Source organism: Niveispirillum fermenti (assembly GCF_048066175.1).
GTDB classification, from domain to species: domain Bacteria; phylum Pseudomonadota; class Alphaproteobacteria; order Azospirillales; family Azospirillaceae; genus Niveispirillum; species Niveispirillum fermenti.
Map to the genome: position 1 here is coordinate 232,030 of NZ_JBLTXA010000006.1, position 21,717 is coordinate 253,746.

General features: G+C 66.1%; 19 protein-coding genes. 11 read left to right on the forward strand and 8 right to left on the reverse strand.

All coding sequences use genetic code 11. The features are described from left to right. Positions 1-55: 55 nt before the first annotated feature. From ACM9LZ_RS08875 to ACM9LZ_RS08895, 5 genes are all read right to left on the reverse strand, one after another. Entirely contained in the window at positions 56-808 is a 753-nt protein-coding gene (locus tag ACM9LZ_RS08875) for an SDR family NAD(P)-dependent oxidoreductase (RefSeq protein ID WP_416619025.1), read from the reverse strand. Next, a complete protein-coding gene (locus tag ACM9LZ_RS08880; protein ID WP_416619026.1) occupies positions 805-1,956 on the reverse strand; it encodes an LLM class flavin-dependent oxidoreductase in 1,152 nt (383 codons plus the stop codon). Before ACM9LZ_RS08880 ends, ACM9LZ_RS08875 begins: the two co-directional genes overlap by 4 nt. A 75-nt stretch (positions 1,957-2,031) precedes the next feature. Beyond that, positions 2,032-2,436, reverse strand: a complete 405-nt coding sequence (locus tag ACM9LZ_RS08885; protein ID WP_416619027.1) for a GlcG/HbpS family heme-binding protein — start codon at positions 2,434-2,436, stop codon at positions 2,032-2,034. 67 nt (positions 2,437-2,503) lie between these two features. Then, on the reverse strand, positions 2,504-4,843 hold the full coding sequence (locus ACM9LZ_RS08890; RefSeq protein WP_416619028.1) for a TonB-dependent receptor: 2,340 nt from the start codon (positions 4,841-4,843) through the stop codon (positions 2,504-2,506). A 127-nt stretch (positions 4,844-4,970) separates the two neighbouring features. Then, the gene (locus ACM9LZ_RS08895; RefSeq protein WP_416619029.1) at positions 4,971-5,618 is read right to left on the reverse strand and encodes a TetR/AcrR family transcriptional regulator; all 648 of its coding nucleotides are present in this window, start codon (positions 5,616-5,618) and stop codon (positions 4,971-4,973) included. Positions 5,619-6,012: 394 nt separating this feature from the next. Here ACM9LZ_RS08895 and leuC point away from each other — a divergent pair, with 394 nt between their 5' ends. The 7 genes from leuC (at position 6,013) to ACM9LZ_RS08930 (ending at position 12,965) form a co-directional block, all read left to right on the forward strand. Beyond that, positions 6,013-7,437 (forward strand): 3-isopropylmalate dehydratase large subunit, encoded by a 1,425-nt coding sequence (gene leuC, locus ACM9LZ_RS08900; protein WP_416619030.1) that lies wholly within the window; start codon positions 6,013-6,015, stop codon positions 7,435-7,437. Positions 7,438-7,440: 3 nt separating this feature from the next. Continuing rightward, positions 7,441-8,073 (forward strand): 3-isopropylmalate dehydratase small subunit, encoded by a 633-nt coding sequence (gene leuD, locus ACM9LZ_RS08905; RefSeq protein ID WP_416619031.1) that lies wholly within the window; start codon positions 7,441-7,443, stop codon positions 8,071-8,073. Next, positions 8,070-8,927, forward strand: coding sequence for an isocitrate lyase/PEP mutase family protein (locus ACM9LZ_RS08910; protein WP_416619032.1), 858 nt, complete (start codon positions 8,070-8,072; stop codon positions 8,925-8,927). Before leuD ends, ACM9LZ_RS08910 begins: the two co-directional genes overlap by 4 nt. Beyond that, a complete protein-coding gene (locus ACM9LZ_RS08915; protein WP_416619033.1) occupies positions 8,920-9,858 on the forward strand; it encodes an NAD(P)-dependent oxidoreductase in 939 nt (312 codons plus the stop codon). The genes ACM9LZ_RS08910 and ACM9LZ_RS08915 overlap by 8 nt, the downstream gene beginning before the upstream one ends. Positions 9,859-9,871: 13 nt before the next feature. Next, the gene (gene ilvD, locus ACM9LZ_RS08920; RefSeq protein WP_416619034.1) at positions 9,872-11,578 is read left to right on the forward strand and encodes a dihydroxy-acid dehydratase; all 1,707 of its coding nucleotides are present in this window, start codon (positions 9,872-9,874) and stop codon (positions 11,576-11,578) included. A gap of 99 nt (positions 11,579-11,677) precedes the next feature. Further along, complete coding sequence (locus ACM9LZ_RS08925; RefSeq protein WP_416619035.1) at positions 11,678-12,403, forward strand: GntR family transcriptional regulator; 726 nt, start codon at positions 11,678-11,680, stop codon at positions 12,401-12,403. Positions 12,404-12,473: 70 nt separating this feature from the next. After that, positions 12,474-12,965, forward strand: coding sequence for a flavin reductase family protein (locus tag ACM9LZ_RS08930; RefSeq protein ID WP_416619036.1), 492 nt, complete (start codon positions 12,474-12,476; stop codon positions 12,963-12,965). A 202-nt stretch (positions 12,966-13,167) separates the two neighbouring features. Here the strand turns inward: ACM9LZ_RS08930 and ACM9LZ_RS08935 are convergent, their stop codons facing one another. Next, entirely contained in the window at positions 13,168-13,932 is a 765-nt protein-coding gene (locus tag ACM9LZ_RS08935) for an SDR family NAD(P)-dependent oxidoreductase (protein ID WP_416619037.1), read from the reverse strand. 223 nt (positions 13,933-14,155) lie between these two features. Here ACM9LZ_RS08935 and hisD point away from each other — a divergent pair, with 223 nt between their 5' ends. Genes hisD through ACM9LZ_RS08955 form a run of 4 tightly spaced genes read left to right on the forward strand, consistent with a single transcriptional unit; the run spans position 14,156 to position 17,983 of the window. Next, entirely contained in the window at positions 14,156-15,442 is a 1,287-nt protein-coding gene (hisD, locus tag ACM9LZ_RS08940; protein ID WP_416619038.1) for a histidinol dehydrogenase, read from the forward strand. A gap of 10 nt (positions 15,443-15,452) precedes the next feature. Continuing rightward, complete coding sequence (locus tag ACM9LZ_RS08945) at positions 15,453-16,487, forward strand: LacI family DNA-binding transcriptional regulator (protein WP_416619039.1); 1,035 nt, start codon at positions 15,453-15,455, stop codon at positions 16,485-16,487. A 21-nt stretch (positions 16,488-16,508) separates the two neighbouring features. Continuing rightward, positions 16,509-17,219, forward strand: a complete 711-nt coding sequence (locus tag ACM9LZ_RS08950) for an alpha/beta fold hydrolase (RefSeq protein WP_416619040.1) — start codon at positions 16,509-16,511, stop codon at positions 17,217-17,219. After that, positions 17,216-17,983, forward strand: coding sequence for an HpcH/HpaI aldolase family protein (locus ACM9LZ_RS08955; RefSeq protein ID WP_416619041.1), 768 nt, complete (start codon positions 17,216-17,218; stop codon positions 17,981-17,983). The genes ACM9LZ_RS08950 and ACM9LZ_RS08955 overlap by 4 nt, the downstream gene beginning before the upstream one ends. Before the next feature lie 64 nt (positions 17,984-18,047). On the opposite strand, the gene ACM9LZ_RS08960 is transcribed toward ACM9LZ_RS08955, so the two are convergent. Then, on the reverse strand, positions 18,048-19,025 hold the full coding sequence (locus tag ACM9LZ_RS08960; protein WP_416619042.1) for a cupin domain-containing protein: 978 nt from the start codon (positions 19,023-19,025) through the stop codon (positions 18,048-18,050). Positions 19,026-19,101: 76 nt separating this feature from the next. Further along, positions 19,102-21,675: a TonB-dependent receptor gene (locus ACM9LZ_RS08965; protein WP_416619043.1), complete on the reverse strand. Its 2,574-nt coding sequence runs from the start codon at positions 21,673-21,675 to the stop codon at positions 19,102-19,104. Positions 21,676-21,717: the final 42 nt, after the last annotated feature.

Sequence of the window (21,717 nt, forward strand, 5' to 3'; positions counted from 1 at the left end):
TCGGAGACGAGCCTTCGCCCCCGTCCATCCCGCGCCGCTCAAACGAGAGGGATGCTCAGTTCATGAAGCCGCCATCAGCCGACAGGACGGCACCCGTGACGTAGGAGGCGGCATCGCCGGCCAGAAACGCGATGGCTTTCGCGATTTCCTTGGGATGGCCCAGCCGCTTCACCACGGTGCGGTCGATCATGTCCCGCATGATCTGATCCTTCATGGGATGGCCCCGCAGGTAATTGTGGGGCATGTCCGTGTCCAGGGGGCCGGGGCAGATGGCGTTGACCCGGATGCCGGGCCCCAGCTCCAGCGCCGCGATCTGGGTCAGGGTCAGCAACCCGGCCTTGGCGATGGAATAGGCGGCGGTGTTTGCCGTCGGCTTCTGCGCCGCGGAGGAGGAGACATTCACGATGGCGCCGGTCCCCTGCATCAGGGGGGCAATCGCGCGGATCATCAGGAAGGCCGACTTGCAGTTCACCTTCTGCACCCGGTCCCATTCATTGGCATCGGCAGCCAGAAGCGGAGAGAAGCTGAGGATGCCGGCATTGTTGATCAGCACATCCGCCCGCCCGTACTGCGTGCGGATATGCTGGCCCAGCGTGGACACCTGCAGGGCACTGGTGACATCAACCGCCCGGAAGCGGACGTCCAGCCCGCGCTGGCGGAAGCCGCCCTCTACAGAACCGTCCCTGTCCTTGCGGCGGTCGACGGCGACGACGCGCGCACCGGCCGCCCCGAACAGTTCACATATCTCCAGGCCGATGCCACCCATGCCGCCGGAAACGACGACGACCTTGTCCGCGAAGTCCATCATGCATCCGCTCCGGTCCCGGCCGGCAGGCGCAGCCCGGCCTTCTCCATCAGGGGCAGGATATTGCCGATGAAGTCCGGCAGGCCCCGCTCGTAATCCATCCAGGTCAGACAGAGCCCGTCAACACCCGCGTCGGCCAGCGCACCGATCTTATCGGCAATCTCCTGGTAGGAACCGACAAGGGGATAGCCGCCGATATGGGCCGCGACATGGCGCAGCATGACGGCCTTCTGTTCGTCGGGCATGTTTGTGCCGCCCATCATCAGACGGGTGAAGTTTTCCACTGCCTCCCGGTCGATCAGGGCGCCGCTGTAATGTTCCACATAGGCGCGCGCCGCTTCCGACGTGGGCGCGCCGGCGATGCTGGTGGCGACCCAGACCTGCATGTCCCGTCCCTGCTCGGCAGCCTTCGCCTTCAGCGCCGCCACCTGCTCCACGGCACTTTCCGGCTTGTCCGGATTGGGGGAGATGAAAGCGATGTCGGCCCAGCGGGCGGCAAAGGCGTGACCAGTGGCGGAGAAGGCAGCGTTCATCAAGGGCGGGCGCGGCGTCTGCACCGATTTCGGCAGCTGGAACCCACCCTCGACGGTCATGTATTTGCCATGCAGGTCGAAGGGCTCGTCCAGCGTCCACAGCTTGGTCAGCGCCTCCATCCATTCGGCACCCTGGGCATAGCGCTCGGCATGGCCCAGGGCACCGACGCCGAACATCTTCATTTCCGTTTCCATCCAGCCGGCCACGACATTCATCACGGCGCGGCCATTGGAGATGTGATCGATGGTCGATACCTGCTTGGCGGCGGCCACTACCGGCATCGTCATCATGTTGACGGTACAGACCAGGGCGATGCGGCTGGTGACGGCGGCCAGGCCGGCGGCCCAGGTGAAGGTTTCGAAGCTTTCGCCCCAGGGGTTGGTGGCACCACCGAAGCCGCGCCAGCGGGCGAACGGCACGGCAGCCTCGATGCCGGCCTCCTCGGCCATACGGACCAGACGGACATTCTGCGGCCAACTGATGCGGTGGCGGTCGGGCGAGGTGGTGATCGCCCCGGCACTCGACACGTTGAGCCCGAAGACGCCCAGTTTCATCTTGTTCCGGCTGAACAGGGGGCCGGTGGTCGCACAATCATGGCGATCGGCGGGTTTGCTCATGGCTGGCTGCTCCCATGGAGACGGTGGAAGGAGTCGGCGCCCGGACGGCGCCGACGGGTGCCCGCAAAGCGCGCGTCAGTCCTGCGACAGACGTCCGACCACGGTTTCCGCGATGGCATGATCCTGGGAATAATGCGCGCCGGCAATGCCGACCGCACCCACCGGCTGACCGTCCAGGGTGATCGGCATGCCACCGGGCAGGATGGACAGGCTCGTCTCGCCCATCACCGAGGACAGCAGGATCTGGTCACCCTTCACCATCTCCAGCACGGCGAGCGTGGGCGCGCCGAAGCTGGCCGAGGCGACGGCCTTGCGCTCGGCCACGGTCAGATTGACGAAGCCGGCGGCCTCGCTGCGGCCCGACGCGACGACGCGGCCGGCACGGTCAACGACGACGACGGCGACATTCACGCCCTGACCGGCACCGGCCTTGACGGCGTTGCTGACGATGGTCTGGGCGATATCGAAGGTAAGCGACATTCTGGTCTCCATGGGAAGGCTGGTCTTGGGTTTGAAACCGGCGGTCCGCTTGCGCTTGCCGGCCATGTCACTGGAACCGGTAGCGCAGGGTCACGCCATAGGTGGCGGGCGCGCCGGCGAAGCGGGTGGTGAAGTCGGAATTGCGGGACACGCCGCCGACATAGAAGCGGTTCGTGATGTTCCGGCCCCACAGTTCAAGCCGCCAGCGCGCATCTTCCGCCTCGATCCCGGCACGCAGGTCGATCAGGGCATAGCCGGCGATCTTCAGCTTGTCTTCCAGCGCGGCGACGGCCGGATCACCGCTGAGCAGGGTGCCCGTCGTGTTGCTGCGGGCGGTCAGGGTGCCGCCGATGAAACCGTCGAACCCGTCAAAGGCGGGGAAGCCGTATTGCGCATCGACGCTGCCCTGCCAACGCGGCGTGTAGGGGAAGCGCTGGCCCTCGAAATCGGCCGGCGTGCCGAAGGGGCCGGTGGGATTGATCGGGTTGCGATCGACCTGCGTGTCGACATAGGTGCCGCTGGCCGCGATGATCAGCCCGTCCACCGGACGCAGGGTGGCCGTGATCTCCCCGCCCTGGATATGGTTCCTGGGGATGGACACCAGGCTGGGCAGCGGGCCGAACACGGGATCGACCAGGAAGCCGACAAGCTGCTTGTCGGTATAGCGGCTGTAGAATGCTGCCGCCTCCACCTGCACGGCGCGACCGAAAGCCAGCTTGGTGCCGGCCTCGAAGGCCAGCACGGATTCCTGCGGCACCGGCGCAAGCTGCACGGAGGCGGAAGCCGGCAGGGTAGGGAAGCTGCCCGACTTGTAGCCCTTCGTCACATTGGCATAGACGAGGCTGCTACTGTCGACATTCCAGTTCAGGCTGCCGCGCCAGGACAGGTTGTCCTCGTTCAGCGAACCGGTGACCAGGGGCAACGGCACACCGGCCGGCCCCAGCGTGCCGCAACCGCCCAGCGGCACCGTCTGCGGCTGACCGCTGATCAATGTGCCCAGCAGCCCGAGGGCGGCCGAGATCTGGCCATTGCCGGTATCGCGGACGCAGCCGCCGAAATCCCGATCCTGGTCGGTATAGCGGACGGACCCTTGCAGCACCAGGCTGTCCGCCAGCGGCACATCGAGGCTGCCGAAGATCCCCTTCGACTTGATCTCCTGATCATTGTCGACGAAGACCTCGTCGAAGACCATGGGGCCGACCGCCGTGCCCGACGTGATCAGCGGGTTGAGTTCCAGGCGCTCGAAGACGCTGTCATCCTGATAATTGGCGCCGATCATCCAGCGCACGCCCCGGCCCGCCGTACCGTTCAGGCGCAGTTCCTGTGAGAAGGTGCGGATGCGGCCCCGGTCATCACTGCGTCCCGAGGGGTATGTGGTGCCGTCAAGGTCGAGCGGTATGCTTTGCCGATAATGCGCGTAGGAGGTGAGCGACGACAGGGAGACATCCTCGGTCAGATCGGCGTCGATCCGGCCGGCGATCTGGTAGAGCCGGTCGTCACGGGCGAAATCGACACCCGGGTCCCAGGCCGCAGCGCGCGGGTTGTCGGGTGCCGTGGGGAAGGTGGCCAGCGGGAACGGCAGGGGCCGGGCGGTGGGTCCCGTCACCAGCGGCGTATAGGCCACCGTCTGCGGTTGTTGCGTGTCGGACGTGTCGCGCCATCCGGACAGGACCAGTTCGGCACGGATAGTGTCAGTCGCCTCCCAGGCCAGCGTGGCGCGGCCGTTGATGAAGCGCCGTTTGCCGATACTGTCGCCGTTGGTGTAGCCCTGCTGCCAGTCATCCTGGCGCTCGCCCCGCACGGCCAGACGGCCCGTCAGGGTGGGCGCGAGGTTGCCACTGATGAAGGCCTCCCCCGTCAGCGCGTTGAAGCGGCCATAGGACGCTTCCGCCCCCACCTGCAGGTCATCGGTCGGCTTGGCCGCGATGTAGTTGATGGCACCGCCCGTGGAATTCTGCCCGAACAGGGTTCCCTGCGGGCCCTTCAGCACCTCCACCCGTTCCAGGTCCAGCATGGCGCCGCGCGTCATGGCGGAAAAGGGCAGGGGCTGCTGGTCGATATAGACGGACACACCGGGACTGACGCCCAGTGTGGTGTCGTTGAAGCCGATGCCGCGCAGGAAGAAGACCGGCAGGCCATAGACGGTGCGCTGGAAGGTGAAGCCGGGCACCAGCTTGTCCAACTGTTCGGCGTTGGTGATGCCCTGCAGCTTCAACTGGTCGCCAGTGGCCGCACTGATCGACATCGGCACGTCGCGCAACCGTTCGGAGCGCTTCTGCGCGGTGACGATGATTTCCACCAGCTCGTCGGTGCTGGCTGCGGGCGCGTTCTGGGCCACGGCCGATGCGCTGGACGCCAAAAGCGCCCCAACGATCAAGCCGCCCACACTTCTGCGGTGATGCATCATGTTTCCTCCCGATGTCCGGCTGGGGGCCGGATCTGCGTTGGGAGGATTTATGAATGATCACTCATGAAACTACAATATGTTTTATGAGTGATGTCTCGCAAAACTTTGAGCCCGATCGGTGGCGCCGTCACGCATCCGCAAACTTCGCCTGGAAATAGGATTTCATGATCAGGGCGATCTCGTCGCGGACATCCTGAAGCGATCCCGCCCCCCGCCGGTGCAGCGCATAGGCGGATTTCAGGATCTGCAGGGCGACGATGGCAACCAGCCGATGCCGCTCGTCCGGTTCTTCCCCAGCCGTGGCGGCAACCAGCTTCATCAGTTCAACCTCGAACTCGCCCTGGGATTCGGGGCGGAGATGGACCTGGGCCTGCGCCTCGTCCAGCGTGGCGAAAGCCGGATGGCGGCCTATGCACTCAAGTGTTGCCGTGATCAGGGCATCGGCAAAGGCCGGCCAGTCCCTGCGCGGCACCTGCATGCAGGCTTGCCGCCAAGCCTGCTGCAGGTCGGCGGCGTAACGGTCCACCAGGGCGCCGCCGACCGCCACCTTGCTGGGAAAGAACTGGTAGAGCGACCCTACCGGCGCACCGGCACGCTGAGCGATGGCATTCATTGAGGTCGCGCCATAGCCGATTTCAGCGAAAAGCTGCTCGGCCGCCGCCAGCAAGGCTTCGACCCGTTTCACGCCCCTGCTGCGCCGGGGAGCCTTGGCCTGTGATGGCTGATCCGCGGCGGCGGCAACCGGAGCCGCCAGCGTTTCCGTCGTGTCCTTCATCCCCATCCCCGTGCGGGCCCATCCCCATGCGGGCCCATCCCCATGCGGGCCCATCCCCATGCGGGCACGCTGCGACATGTCATGCATGGGGCCACAGCTATTCGCCAAATCGCCGCTCGGTCAATGCCAAAGGATGGGAGAGGCCGTCTGCGGAAGATGAAAACAATCTCCCGCCGGGGTCGCGAACACCGCTTGACAGCCAAATTGTATACACGCATACATATCTCGACGCGCGGATGCCCATCACTGGCATCCCTTCCCGGCCCGATATCCGCTTACCCGTTTGCCCGGACCGTCCACAGCGATCCTGTGGTCCGGAAAGGACGCGGATCGTCCAGCCCATTCCCTTCTGCGCCCGCCCTTCCTCTCCCGGCCCCTACCCGGAGTCGCCCTCATGGCAAGAACATTCTTCGAGAAAATCTGGGATGACCACGTTGTCGCCGATCTCGGCGATGGCGCCTTCCTCATCCATATCGACCGCCATTTCCTGCACGAGGTCAGCGGGGCGGTGTCGCTGAAGGAGATCGACAGCCGCCAACGCACGGTCCGCAACCCGGAACTGACCTTCGGCACCGTCGACCATGTGCTGGAAACCGTGCCCGGCCGCGGCATGACCACGCGCATGCCGGGCGGAAACGACTTCCTGCGGGAGTTCACCGAACGGATCGGGCCGCACGGTATCCGCTTCTTCGGCCTGGACGATCCACGCCAGGGCATCGTGCATGTCATCGCCCCGGAACTGGGCGCCATCCTGCCCGGCATGACTTTCATCTGCGGCGACAGTCACACCTGCACCGTCGGCGCCGTCGGCGCCTTCGCCTGGGGCGTGGGGTCCAGCGACAGCGAGCATGCGCTGGCCACCCAGACGGCCATCCTGACCAAGCCCAAGACCCTGCGCGTCAATTTCACAGGCAAGCTGGCACCGGGCGTCCATGCAAAGGACATGATCCTGGCCCTGATCGCCAAGTACACAGCCAATGGCGGCACCGGCTATGCCATCGAGTTCGCAGGGGAAGCCGTGCGATCGCTGCCCATGGATGGTCGGCTGACGCTCTGCAACATGGCGGTGGAGTTCGGCGGTCGCACCGGAACAGTGGCCCCGGACGAGATCACCTTCGCCTATCTGAAGGACCGTGAATTCTCACCGAAGGGGGACGACTGGGACATCGCCGTTGCCTATTGGCGCACATTGGCCAGCGACCCGGATGCCGTCTACGACATGGAATATGAGCTGGATTGTTCCACCCTGGAACCCCAGGTCACCTGGGGCACCAGTCCGGAACACAGCATCGCCATCGGCAGCGTAATGCCGGATCCGCAGGACGCCGCCGAAGCGGTTGCCCGCCATTCCCGCCAGCGGGCGGCCGATTACGCGGAGATCGCGCCAGGCGACGCTGTGAAGGGCCTGCCCATCAGCGGCGCCTTCATCGGCTCCTGCACGAACAGCCGCATCGACGATTTGCGGGCCGCCGCCGCCATCCTGAAGGGCCGCAAGGTGGCGGACGGCGTCACGGCCATCTGTGTCCCCGGCTCCACCGCCACCAAGCTGCAGGCGGAGGCGGAGGGGCTGGACCTGATCTTCAGGCAAGCCGGGTTCGAGTGGCGCGAAGCCGGCTGTTCCTTGTGCATGAGCGGCGCGACAGGCGGGGAGAGCTTTCCCCGTGATGCCCGCGTCATCGCCTCCACCAACCGCAATTTCGAGGACCGGCAGGGGCCGCATGTCCGCTCGCACCTGGCCAGTCCCGTGACCGTGGCCGCTTCCGCCATCGCCGGCCGCATTGCCGATGCGCGGGACCTTGCCCCAACGGAGGGGAATTGACCCATGAGCATGAAGCCTTTTGTCGTCGAGACCGGCGTCGCCGCCGCCCTGATGCGCAACAACATCGACACCGACCAGATCACGCCGGGCCATACCGGCATGAAGGTACAGAAGACGGGGTTTGGCGAGGGCCTGTTCTTCAACTGGCGCTATCTGCCCGGCGGGGGCGAAAATCCCGACTTCATCCTGAACCGGCCGCCGTTCCGCGAAACCAGGTTCCTGCTGGCCGGCACCAATTTCGGCTGCGGCAGTTCGCGGGAATTCGCGGTGTGGGCCTTGCGGGACTTTGGCATCCGCGCCGTTATCGCCCCCAGCTTCGGCGCCATCTTCACCAGCAACTGCTACATGAACGGCGTGGCGCCCATCGCCCTGCCGGAAGACGCGGTGAGCACCCTGGCGGCGGAGATCACGCCAGAGGCCTGCATCATGACAGTCGATCTGTCGCGGCAGGTCATCCGGTCGCCCTCGGGCCGGGAATACGGCTTCCACATTCCGGACCTGCAGCGCGAGAGGCTGCTGGAGGGCTTGGACGCCATCGACGCAACCCGCAAGCGCGAGCCACAGATCGCGGCCTTCCAGGCCGCCGACGCCGTGCGCCGCCCCTGGGTCTACAAGGTGGAAGGAAGAACGGCATGACCTGTTTCACCCCGCTCGCTGACCTGCTGGCCCGCGAAAAGCCGCTGCTGCTGCCGGTGGCGCATGATGCGCTGTCGGCCCGGATGATCGAGCGCGCCGGCTTTGCCGCCGCCGCCATCGGCGGCTTCGGCATCATCGGTTGCCGCACCGGCCTGCCCGACCTGGGCCTGGCCAGCTTCGGCGAGATCAGCACCGCCGTCCGCGACATCGCCGCTGCCACCGGCCTGCCGCTGATCGTCGATGGCGATGACGGCTATGGCGACGTCAAGAACGTGGTACGCACACTGCGCACCTATGAGGAGATGGGCATCAGCGCCCTGGTGCTGGAGGATCAGGTCAGCCCCAAGAAATGCGGCCATGCCGCCGTGACGCGGGAAGTGGTGCCGGTAACGGTGGCGGAAAAGAAGATCGCGGCGGCCGTGGCGGCCCGGCGGCGGCCGGACCTGGCCATTATCGCCCGCACCGACGCGCGCCTGGTCGAAGGGCTGGACGCCGCCATCGACCGCGGTCACCGCTATATCGCCCAGGGGGCCGATGCCCTGTTCGTGGAGGCGCCGACGTCGGTAGAGGAACTGGAGCGGATCGGCCGGTCATTCACGGTGCCGCTGATCGTCAACGCCGCCGAGGGCGGGCGGACGCCCGTGCTGACGCCGGAACAATATCGCGAGCTGGGTTTTTCCATCATCCTCTACCCGGCCACCCTGCTGCTGCGCATGGTGGGGCTGTTCGAACGGACGCTGGCCGCACTCCGCCGGGGCGAATTCGCCGACGAGGGGCCGCTGCCCGCCTTCCAGACCCTGACCAGCATCATGGACATGGATGCATGGATGGAGATCGACCGCCGCCATGCCTGACCGGATCATCCTGCAGACGGCGCGTCTGCCCGTCCCGCAGCAGCCCGCCGACCGGCTGGGCCACCCGGTCCCCATCCTGGATGCGTTGCCGGACGGGGATGCCTGGCTTGCAGCACAGGGGGCCGGGGTGGAGTGCCTGATCACCCATGCGATGCGGGGCGCATCGGCCGACCTGCTGGCCCGCCTGCCCAACCTGCGGCTGATCGCCAATTTCGGCGCGGGCACCGACCTTATCGACCTGGAACAGGCGCGGGCGCGGGGCATCATGGTCACCGCCTCCGGCGCGGTCCTGGCCGATGACGTCGCCGACCTGGCGATATGGCAGGTCCTGACCCTGCTGCGCGGCACGGCGGGTGCCGACGCTTTCGTGCGGACGGGACACTGGCGGCAGGGTCCCCTGCCGCTGGGCCGCGGCGCGCGGGGGCGGAGGGTCGGCATTCTGGGTTTCGGACGGATCGGACAGGCCATCGCCGCCCGGGCCGGGACCTTCGGCATGGACATCGCCTACCATGCACGCCGCCCGGCCGCCGCCAGCCCCCATCCCCGCTTCGACACGCCCGTCGATCTGGCGCGGTGGGCGGAGTTGCTGATCATCGCCCTGCCCGGCGGACCGGAAACGGCAGGACTTGTCGGGCGGGCTGTCATCGACGCCCTGGGGTCCGCCGGAATGCTGGTCAATATCGCGCGCGGCAGCATCGTGGACGAAGCAGCCCTTGCAGCCGCCCTGACCGAAGGGCGTCTGGCCGGCGCGGCACTGGATGTCTTCCATACCGAGCCCGATGTGTCGCCCGCCCTGCTGGCCGCCCCCAACCTGCTGCTGACGCCGCATGTCGGCTCGGCCACGCGCGATGCGCGCCTGGCCATGCTCGACCATGTCGTTACCAGCATCCTGGCTTTCCACGCCGGAAGGCCGCTGGACGGCATCGTCTGAGAAAGGCACCATCTTGGCCAAGCCGCCTTACCGCTCCGCCACCATCACCAGCGGCATCGTCCGAACGACGACACGCAGCTTCCTCTATGCCCTGGGCCAGGATGACGAGGATATCGCCCGGCCGCATATCGGCGTCATCCATACCGGCGGGGAGATGAGCCCCTGCAACCTGACCCTGCAGGCCCAGGCCCAGCATGCGAAGACGGGCATCCATGCCCATGGCGGCACGCCGCATGAATGCCCCGTCGTCTCGGTGTCCGACGGCCTGTCGGTGGCGCATTCCGGCATGCGCTTCTCCCTGATCTCCCGCGACCTGATCGCCGACAGCGTCGAGGCGACGGTGCGCGGCCATCAATGGGACGGGATTTTCGGCATCGGCGGCTGCGACAAGAACATTCCCGGCATCATCATGGGCATGGTCCGCTGCAACGTGCCCTCCGTCTTCCTCTATGGCGGGTCCGCCCTGCCCGGCCGCCGGCACGGGCGCGACGTCAACATCGTCGACACCTACGAGATGATCGGCAAGGTGCTGGCCGGGACGGAGCCCGTATCGGAACTGGAAGCCATGGCACGGGCCTGCCTGCCTGCCCCCGGTTCCTGCGCCGGCCAGTACACGGCCAACACCATGGGCATGGTGTCCGAAGCGCTGGGCCTGGCCCTGCCCGGTTCCTCCATGGTGCCTGCCATCTTCTCCGAACGCGCACCGCTGGCCCGGCGCGGTGCCCGCGCGCTGATGGCGGCCGTGACCGGCGACGGCCCCCTGCCCCGCGACATCGTCAACCGCCGGTCGGTCGAAAATGCCTGCGCCCTGGTGGCCGCCACGGGCGGATCGACCAACGCCGCCCTGCATCTGCCGGCCATCGCGCATGAAGCCGGCCTGTCCTTCACCATGGACGACGTGGCCGCGGTGTTCGCCCGCACGCCGCTGATCGCCGATCTGAAGCCCGGCGGCCGCTTCCTGGCGCTGGATGTCTTCCATGCCGGCGGCGCGCCGGTGATCCTGAAGGCGCTGCTGGCCGGCGGTTACCTGCATGGTGATTGCCTGACCATCACCGGCCGCACGATCGCAGAGGAACTGGAAGGCGCCCCCGCCCCCGACGGGCAGGTGGTGCGCGGTACGCAGGATGCCCTTGCCCCCACGGGCGGCGTGGCCGTGCTGAAGGGCAGCCTGGCGCCCCAGGGGGCCTTGCTGAAGGTCGCGGGGCTGACGACGCTGACCCATCGCGGCCCCGCCCGTGTGTTCGAGAATGAGGAGGAATGCCTGAAGGCCGTGAAATCCATGGCCTACCGGCCCGGCGACGTCATCATCATCCGCAACGAGGGTCCGCGCGGCGGCCCCGGCATGCGGGAGATGCTGGGCATCACCGCCCTGCTCTATGGCCAGGGCAACGGGGAGAAGGTGGCGCTGATCACCGACGGCCGCTTCTCCGGCGCCACACGGGGCCTGTGCATCGGCTATGTCTGCCCGGAAGCGGCGGATGGCGGGCCCATCGCCTTCATCCGCAATGGCGATATCGTCAGCATCGACGCCCGGCCAGGCGAGCAACGGCTGGATATCGAGTTGCCGTCGGCGGAACTGGCCGAACGCCGGTCCACCACACCTGCCAGACAGCGGCCCCGGCTGGGCGGATTGCTGGAGAAATACCGGGCCACGGTCGGCCCCGCCCATCTGGGCGCCGTCACCCATTCCGGCGCCGTGACCTGGAAACGTGATGAATGATGGCCGCCCTTGCCCGGGGCGCTGTGCCGCCGATTGAACGACCCGGCCCACGCGCTTATACAATCCCGGCGGGATCGCCCGCGCTGCCACGAGGAACAGATGATCGAACCGGGGACGGGCACGAGGGGCGAGGCCGTGGCAGCATGGATCCGCAAGCGCATCGTCAATGGCGAGTTCCCGCCCGACACGCATCTCCAGGAACAGGTCATCGGCAACCTGACCGGCACCTCGCGCACCCCGGTCCGCGAGGCGCTGAAGCTTTTGCAGCGCGAACAGCTCGTGATCTATTCCCCCAACCGCGGCTACGTCGTCCGTCGCTTCAGCCTGAAGGACATCCTGGATGCTTTCGAGGTTCGCGCCATGCTGGAAGGCATGGTCTGCCACATCGCCGCCGCCAAGGGCCTGGACGGGGAGACGCAGACGGCGCTGCTGGACAATGTCGCGGAAATGGGGCGGGTCGCCTTCAGCACGGTCTGGGGGGAAGGAGAAAGCCTGCGCTGCTTCGACCTGAATTTCCATTTCCACAGGCTGCTGATCGCCGCGGCCGACAACCAGATGCTGGCCGCTACCATTGCGCAGACCCAGCGCCTGCCGCTGATCTTCGATTCAGAGCGGCGGCTGCAGAACGTCTCGCGCGTCAGCCGCCTGTTCGAAAGCGGGGACATGCGCCGCTCTTGCCGGGACCACGAGGAGATTCTGGCCGCCATTCGCGCCCGCGACGCCGCCTCGGCCGAACGGCTGATGCGGGAACACATCCTGAAAAGCCGCGCGTCCATCGCCCAGAACTTCGCCCGCGCCTATCCGGAGAATGCCGGGGGATCCTGACGCGGCGGGGACTGGCAGCAGCATCCTTTCTTCAACCCATGCCGGCATGACCGGCTGCCGGGAACCCGCCATGACCCAAGACACTATCCCCGATCTGTTGAAGATGGCTCTTCGCCGGCTGGCGAAAGCGGTCGTCGTCATCACCGCCGCCCATGAAGGCACCCGCCATGCCATGTCGGCCACGGCGGTCAGCGAGATCAGCTTCGATCCCTGTTCGATGCTGATCTGTGTCAACAGGTCCGCCTCGCTGCACCCCGTGCTGGCGGCCGGTGCGCCGTTCGCCATCAACATCCTGCACCATGATCACGAACGCATCGCCCGGCTATGCGCCGGGCAGGCGAAGGGCGAGGCGCGTTTCGCCGAAGGGGACTGGCGCGAGGCCGCCCTGTCCGTCCCCCGCCTGGCCAGCGCGCAGGCCAGCATTGTCTGCCGCAACGTCAAGCAGGTGGAGCACGGCACGCACGGAATATTCATCGGTGACGTCGTGGAGGTGTTTACGGACGGCGAGCCCGACCCGTTGGTCTATGTCGACGGCCGCTATGCCCGCATTGCGCAGGGTTGATGCGGTCGCTCCTGTTCAGTACCGGCGCTAGGGGCAGCATGGCCGCTGACCACGATCAACGCCATGCTGGCTGCCAGCGGTTTTCCCTTGACTGGAAACCGCTGCGGCGGCGACCGCCGCCGCGCGGCAAATGCCGCGTGAAGCCAGGCCATGGCGACATGAATCCTGCGTCCGCGTCAGGGCACGGGCCTCAACGCAGCCATCATTGCGCTGTCCACCCCCCATCGACCAGGAGGGCCGCCCCCGTAACCAGGCTGGCGGCGGGGCTGGCCAGAAACAGCACGGCCTGCGCCACCTCGCTGCCCTGACCCAATCTGCCCAGGGGAATGCGGTTCAGCACGAAATCACGGAAGGCAGGATCGTTCAGCATGGGCGCCGTCATCGGCGTTTCGATGAAAGTCGGCCCGACGGAATTGACCCGGATCGCCGCCGGCGCCAGTTCCACGGCCATGGCCTTGTTCAGCCCCTCCAGCGCATGCTTGGTCATGCAATAGACAGTGCGGTTGGGGGAACCGACATGCCCCATCTGGGAAGAGACATGGACGATCGAGCCACCCCGGCCGCCGCGTCTGATCGCCCGCACTGCGGATTGTGCGACCAGGAAGGCCGTGCGCACATTCAGACCCAATAGATGGTCCAGGGTTTCCGGTGTCACGTCCGTGAAAGGCTGTGGCCGGTTGGCGCCGACATTGTTCACCAGGATGTCCAGCCGGTCCATTTCCTCCACCCGCGCCATGAAGGCCGGGTCGGTGGCATCCATCGCCCAGGGATCGATACCGCCCGCGGGCGCCGCAGCGGCCAGTTCGTCCAGATCGGCAGCCGTTCGCGCCACGGCCACCACCCGCGCACCGGCCGCCGCCAGCAGCAAGGCGCAGGCGCGGCCGATCCCTCGTCCGGCACCGGTGACCAGAGCGACCTGCCCTTCCAGGCGGTAGGCCGCCAGCGGATCCTGCGGAGGGATGGACATGCGTCACCTCACCTTGTGTATGCAAATGCACTATGTATGCGAATGCACTATGTATGCGAATGCAATCCAAAGCCGATATAGACGGCTTTCACTGCGGATTGAAAGTGAAAAAATTCGCTTATAAAGCCATTAATCCATATTGCATACGCATTCATTCCTTTATAGGCTCCACCCGATCCGTACCGGCGGCTGCCGGAAAACTGAACAGGAAGGGAGCAGGGTCATGGCGCGGTGGCTGAAGCAGGGCGCAGAGCCGGAGATGGTGGCGTCCGACGACGCCAAGGTGCGGGCGACGGTGGAAGGCATCCTGGCGGAGATCACCGCCGAGGGAGATGAAGCCGTCCGTCGCTATTCGCAGAAGTTCGACAATTGGGCGCCGGAGAATTTCCGGCTGAGCCGGGCGGAGATCGACGCCTGCTATGCCACCCTGTCGGAACAGACGATCGCCGATATCCGCTTCGCCCAGACCCAGATCCGCAATTTCGCCCAGGTGCAGCGCGACGCCTTGCGCGACGTGGAGGTGGAAACACTGCCCGGTATCGTGCTGGGCCACAGGAACCTGCCGGTGAACTCCGTCGGCTGCTATGTCCCCGGCGGCAAGTATCCGCTGGTGGCATCGGCGCATATGAGCGTGGTGACGGCCAAGGTAGCAGGCGTGAAGCGCGTCATCGCCTGCGCCCCGCCCTATCAGGGCAAGCCCAACCCGGCCATCGTCGTCGCCATGGACATGGCCGGCGCGGATGAAATCTACAGCTTCGGCGGCGTGCAGGCCATCGGCGCCATGGGGCTGGGCACGGCCAGCGTGGCCCCCGTGGACATGATCGTCGGCCCCGGCAACGCCTTTGTCGCGGAGGCCAAGCGCCAGCTTTTCGGCCGTATCGGCATCGACCTGCTGGCCGGGCCGACAGAAACCCTGGTCATCGCCGATGACAGCGTGGATGGGGAGCTTTGCGCCACCGACCTGCTGGGCCAGGCCGAACATGGCTATAACAGCCCGGCCGTGCTGCTGACCAATTCGGAGAAGCTGGCCCATGACACGTTGGCGGCCATCGAGCGGCAATTGCAGACCCTGCCCACCGCCGCCATCGCCGGCAAGGCCTGGGAGGTTTATGGCCAGGTGATCCTGGCTGCGGATGAGGCGGAGATGGTGGCCATCGCTGACGAGATCGCATCGGAGCATGTCCAGGTCATGACGCGCGACCCGGACTATTTCCTGGCCAACATGACCAATTATGGCGCCCTGTTCCTGGGGGCCATGACCAATGTTTCCTATGGCGACAAGGTGATCGGAACCAACCACACCCTTCCCACGCGCAAGGCGGCGCGCTACACCGGTGGTCTCTGGGTTGGTAAATTCATGAAGACCTGCACCTACCAGCGTGTCCTCACCCCGGCAGCATCGGCCTTGATCGGGGAATATTGCTCGCGCCTGTGCGCGTTGGAGGGCTTTGCCGGGCACAAGGCGCAGGCAGACATCAGGGTGGAACGATATGGCGGGAAGGCCGCCTAAGAACAGGGTCATGCAGCCGGTGGCGGAAACCTTGCCGGACATGGGCAACCGCCGCGCCACCTCCTATGACGTGGCGCGGATGGCCAATGTCAGCCAGAGTTCCGTCAGCCGGGCCTTCACATCCGGGGCCAGCATCTCCGAGGATGTCAGACAGCGGGTGCTGGAAGTGGCGGCGCAGTTGGGCTACCAGCCCAATGCCATCGCCCGCAGCCTGATCACCCGCCGGTCGGACCTGATCGGGCTGATGATCGGGCAGGCGACCAATTTGATCTACCCGGAGGTGCTGTTCGAACTGTCGCGGCGTATTTCGGCCTCCGGCTCCCGCGTGCTGCTGTTCGCGCTGGAAAGCGAGGCGGAGATCGGTGCTGCGATGGAGCAGCTCTGGCGCTATCAGGTGGACGGCGTCATCAGCGCCGCCCGACTGTCGGCCGAGCAGGTGGGAGAGTTCGCCACCCGTCGCGTACCCCTGGTGCTGTATAATCGCGTACTGCCCGACTGCGCCGTCACCGCCGTCAGCGTGGATCATGCCGACGGTGAAAGGCGGCTGGTGGATCGCCTGGTCAAGGCCGGCCATCGCCGTTTCGGCCTGATCAGCGGCCCCGCCGACAATGCCGTCAGCGTGGAACGCATGGAAAGCGCCCTGGCCCGGCTGCGCCAGCACGGGCTGGACCAGGTGGCCGCGGCACGCGGCGCCTATACCTATGAAAGCGGTGGAGAAGCATTCGGGCAGTTGGTGGAGATGCTGGCGGGACCGCCCGATGCCGTGATCTGCGCCAACGATGCCATGGCCATCGGGGCCGTGGATGCGGCCCGCCATCACTACAAGCTGTCGGTGCCGCAACAGGTGTCGATCGTCGGGTTCGACGGGGCCGGCACCGCCCGCTGGCTGTCCTATGACCTGACCACCATCCGCCAGCCTGTACGGCGCATGGCGGAAGCCGCCGTGCAGATGCTGATGGAGCGCATCGACACGCCGGACATGGAACCTGAAACCCGCCTCTATGCCGGGGAACTGATCCAGGGAGGGTCGGCCCGGCTGGGGTGAACATCCCGGAAGGAAAAGCCGATGACCATCCCGCCCCTGATCCTGCTGCCCGGCCTGCTGTGCGATGCGCGATTATGGGCCGGGCTGGCGTTGGAGATGAAGGGCATCGCGCATAGCGTCACGGCCGATCTGACACGGGATGACAATATCGATGCGATGGTCGACCGGGTGCTGGCCGATGCGCCGGAACGGTTCGCCCTGGCCGGCTATTCCATGGGCGGCATCGTCGCCCTGCATCTGGCCGCCCGCGCGCCGGAACGGGTCAGCCATCTGCTGATCCTGAACAGCACAGCCCGGCCCGACCCCGACCATCGCCGGGAGATCCGTGACCGGCAGGTGGGCGAAGCCCGCACCGGGAACCTGTCCCGCCTGCTGCGCGAAGAGATGCTGCCGTTCTATTTCGGGCCCGATTTTGTCCACCGCGCCGATCTGGCCGCCCTCGTGCTGTCCATGGGGGTGGAGATGGGCGCAGATATCTTCGCCCGGCAGATGCGCGCCCTGCGCGACCGGGCCGATGCCCGCCCGCTGCTGCCCGCCATAACCTGCCCCACCCTGGTCCTGGCGGCCGAACATGATGCGCTGTGCCCGGTGGACCGGCACGAGGAGATCGCCGCCGGTCTGCCCGACGCCCGGCTGGTGGTTACCGGCGGTGTCGGCCACATGGCCCCCCTGGAACGCCCCGAGGCGCTGGCCGCCGCAATCCGCCCCTTCCTGACCGGAGCCAATCCATGAGCGATGATGCTTTCCATGCACGCCTGAAAAGGGGCGACCTTCTGACCGGCTGCTTCTGCAAGATCCCGTCGATGCAGAATATCGAAGTGCTGGGCGGCAGCCCGCTGGATTGTCTGGTGCTGGACGCCGAACATGGACCGTTCGACCGCGCCAGCCTGGATCAGGCGCTGATGGTCCTGCGGGCCGTCGGCAAGCCCGCCATCGTGCGACCGCAGGCGGCCACACCGGAACATATCCTGTCAGCCCTGGACAGCGGGGCCGACGCCCTGCTGCTGCCCCATATCCGCAATGGGCGGGAAGCGGCCGACGCCGCCCGCTGGACAAGGTTCGGGCCGGGGGGGCGTGGCTTTGCCGGTCATACCAGATCGGCCGATCTGGGCCGTCGCCCCCTGCCCCTGCATTTCCAGCGGGCAACGGAAGCCGCCTGCGCCATCGCTCAGATCGAGGATGCCGAAGCCTTGGACCATCTGGACGAAATCGCCGGCACGCCGGGCATCGATGCCCTGTTCATCGGCCGCATCGACCTGACCATCTCGCTGGGTCTGCTGGACCCGAAGGCGCCGGAAGTGCTGGCAGCCTGCAACCATATCTGCGCGGCGGCGAAGAGGGCGGGTAAGCCGGTCGGACTGTTCACGCCCGACCTGACAGAACTGCCGCACTGGCGGTCTCTGGGTGCCAGCCTGTTCCTGCTGGGCTCCGACCAGGGGTTCCTGCAACAAGGGGCAGCCCGGCTGGCAACGGATGTCACGGCCGCCCTGCAATGACAAACGGGAAAGGGGTGCTGCCATGACGGCCGCACCCCTTTCCTTTTCATTCATGCGCCGGATATCAGGCCGCGAGAACCGGTAGCGGAGTGTCGCCGCCACGCACGGCCAGCAGGATGCAATCGTCCTGGCCCTGCTGGTGCAGGCTGTGCATCAGGCCCTTTGGCACGCTGAACGTGTCGCCCGGCCCCAGATGCAGTTCGCCGCCGTCCCAGCGCAAAGCCGCCGTCCCGGACATCACGAACAGCACCTCCACCTCCGCCCGTGCATGAAGGTCGGTGCCGTCGCCGGGCGTCAGGACCAGGCGGCGCAGGATGAAACCGTGCGGCCCGGACAGCGGAGCGTCCGGCCCGATCAGAGCCGCCTCCGGCATACCGGCACCGGCAACCTGAGGCACGGCACGGTCGGCACGCACGACACAGGTTTCCAGGGCGATGGTATCGATCCGGTCGAAGCTGGACAGGGCTTCCGCCGGCAGTGGCTGCACGGGTCGCATACCCGGTGGCACGGTGCGCCCGGCAGCCGTATCCACCAGCGCGCCATTTTCCAGCAGCACCAGCCCGTGACCGCGTGCGCGCTCGATCACGTCGGGTGCCCAGGTCACGCGGCCGGGATCGTCCCCGCCCAGTACGGCGAACAGGAACCCCGTGTCGGTCCCCACATTCTCGAAACCACGAAAGCAGTTGGTTGGAATGGAAATGACATCGCCCGGCTTCAGGATGATGGTGCTGTCCTTCTTGTCCACGCCCATGGTGAAGGCCCAGGTGCCGGAGAAGACGGCGAACACCTCCGCCGTTTCATGGCTGTGCTGTGAATTCACACAATGTGGCGGCTGCCGCGCACCACCGATATTGAAACCGTGCGGTTCGCCGATATGGACATGCTGGTCGGGGTTTTCGGCCACGCCCGGACCGATGATGGTGAAATTCTCCTTCCGGTTCGATCCCGGCGTGCGGGCATCGATGAAGGCCGTCGTGCAGGGGCGCAGGTCGGCATAGCGGACCAGGCGGGCGGACAGGGAGGCCGCATCGGGAATGGACATCAGGTTCGGGCCCTCCGGTGGGCCGTGTTGAGGAAGGAAACGGGGCGGCCAGCGGACCGCCCCATAAGGTTGGAGATCAGAAGCGGACGCTGCCCTTGAAACCCCACAGGCGCGGCGGAGCGTAGCTGGCCTGCAGGGCACCGGCGCCATAGACGTAGCGGTTGGCGACGGCCTTGTCGGTGACATTGTCCACGAAGGCCTGCAGGCGATACTGGTCGTTCACATCCCAGATCAGGCGCAGGTCGATCTTGGCGTAGCCCTTCTGGTAATCCATCGGGGAATTGAACGGCGTGCCGTAATAGCCATCGGAGAAGGTGACGGTGGCCAGCGGCGTCAACCGGCCCTCGCTCCCCACATCCATCCCGTATTTGGCGGTGACGGAGCCGGTCCAGCTCGGCTGGTGCGGGATTTCCTTGCCCGACAGGTCGCAGCCATAGGTGCCCGTCGTGCCTGCCACCAGGCCACAATCATAGCCAGGCGCGAAGATGCGGGTACCGTTGGGCAGCAACAGTGTCGTACCGAAGGAGAGCGGCGTATCGGGGAAGCGCGTATATTCCGCATCCATCAGCGACAGGGTGCCGGTCAGGCTGAAATCGGAAGTGACCTGCCATTGCAGTTCCGTCTCTAGGCCATAGGTGCGGGCGCGGGCGGCGTTGAACACACCGGAAATGGTGGAACCGCCCACCGGCACGGCGCGCTGTTCCTGCAGGTCGCTGTACCAGTTGTAATAGAAGGACAGGTTGAGCTGCAGGCGGTTATCCAGGAAGCGGTTCTTGGACCCGACCTCCAGCGCCTTGACCGTTTCCGGATCGAAGGTGGGGGCCAGACCCGCCGCCGCCTGACCGGAATTGAAGCCGCCGGAACGGAAGCCCGTGGAATAGGAAGCATAGAGCATGTGATCGTCGGCCACCTCGTAGTCGGCAGCCAGACGATAGGTGAATTCCTTGAAGTTCTTGGGATTGTATGAGGCCCCCGTCAGCACATTGGTGTTGTAGGGTGCGCAGGCGAAGCCGGGGGCCGCACCAGCGAAGGTGCAGTTGGTGGTGCCGCGCGTGCCGAACGAGCTGTCGGGAATACGGCGCAGCATGTCCAGTGTGATGGCACTGGTATCCGGCGTCTGCACGCCCGTCGGGCTGGTCAGCAGCGGCAGGATCAGGCTGGCATTGGCGAAGGCGAAATCCTTGCGGTCGCGGGTGTACCGGCCGCCGGCGGTCAGGTTCAGCCTCTCCATCACCTGATAGGAGGCCTGGGCGTAACCGGCCAGCGATTTGGTGGTCGCACGCTGTGCGTCATAGGTACCACCCGACGCCGGGGGCAGATTCAGCACACCGTTGGGCGTGTGAATGATGCGCGCGAATTGCTGGTTGATGAATGCGCCTTCCAGCTTGTCATGGAAATAATACAGGCCCGTGACCCATTTCAGCGGCCCGTCACCGTTGGACAAGGCCTGAATTTCCTGGCTGAAGGTCTTGGCGGCGGTCAGCGAGGCGTCGATGGCGACGGTATTGCCGGAAAAATCGCTGTCCGCCGTGCGCACCGCCTCGAAATCGACATAGCCGGTGATGGACTTCAGGGTTACCCCGTCCAGTTCATAGGCCAGATCCAGTGAGGTGGACCATTTCTCCAGATCCAGGAAGGTCTTGTAATCGGTGTCGATGCGATAGGGATCGTCGAACTTGTAGATAGGCACGCCCAGATCGACGCCGACACCGGCCGACGTCGTGCAATCGGCGATGCCGTCGCGGTTGCCGGGTCGGCCATTCACCAGTACGGGTGTTGCATTGAACAATGGCTGGCAGGTCTGGCCATAGACATAGGTGCCGCGCTGCTTGTAGCCGAAGGCCGAACCGCCGGCCCCACCCTGCTCATTGTAATCGGCCCGTGCCGTCAGGGTGAAATTCTCCGCCGGCTCCACCTTGAACGAGGTGCGCACATATTTGCTGTCATCATCGAACAGGTTGCTGCCGGCGGGATTGTCGTTCTTCACCCAACCATCGCTTTCATCGCGCAGGGCGGCCACGCGGAAGGCGGCGTTTTCGCCCAGCGGCACATTGATGAAGCCCTCGGTCTTGATCTTGCCATAGGAGCCAAGCGTCAGGTCGGCGCCCCCCTCCAGCACACCCAGTTCAGGCGCCTGCGTCGTCAGCACGATGTTGCCGCCGAACGTGTTGCGGCCATAGAGCGTGCCCTGGGGGCCGCGCTGCACTTCCAGCTGTGCGATATCCACGAAGCCGGCCATGGCCTGGCTGGAACGCGACTGGTAGATGCCATCGATGAAGAAGCCGATGGTGGTATCGCCATTGATGGCGACATTGTCGGTGCGCACGCCCCGCATCGACGGGCGGGCGTCGCTGCCCGACCGGGCGAAGCTGAAGCCCGGCACCGCCCCTTCGAGGCGTGAAATATCGGTCAGGCCACGCTCTTCCATGGCGGCGGCGGTGAATGCGCTTACCGACACGGGAACATCCTGCAGGTTCTCCGCCCGGCGTTGCGCCGTCACGATGATTTCCTCCAGCACAATGCCGGACGACGCGCCATCTTGGGACTGCGCCAGCACCGGAACCGCCGGTATCGTCAGCGCCAGACCCGAAAGGCCAGCCAGCCAACGGCTGCGCAGGGCGCGGCGGCTGGTCTGGATGGAAGCGTTCATCTGATTATACATCCCCGAAGTCCCCTCTGTTCGCCATTCGGC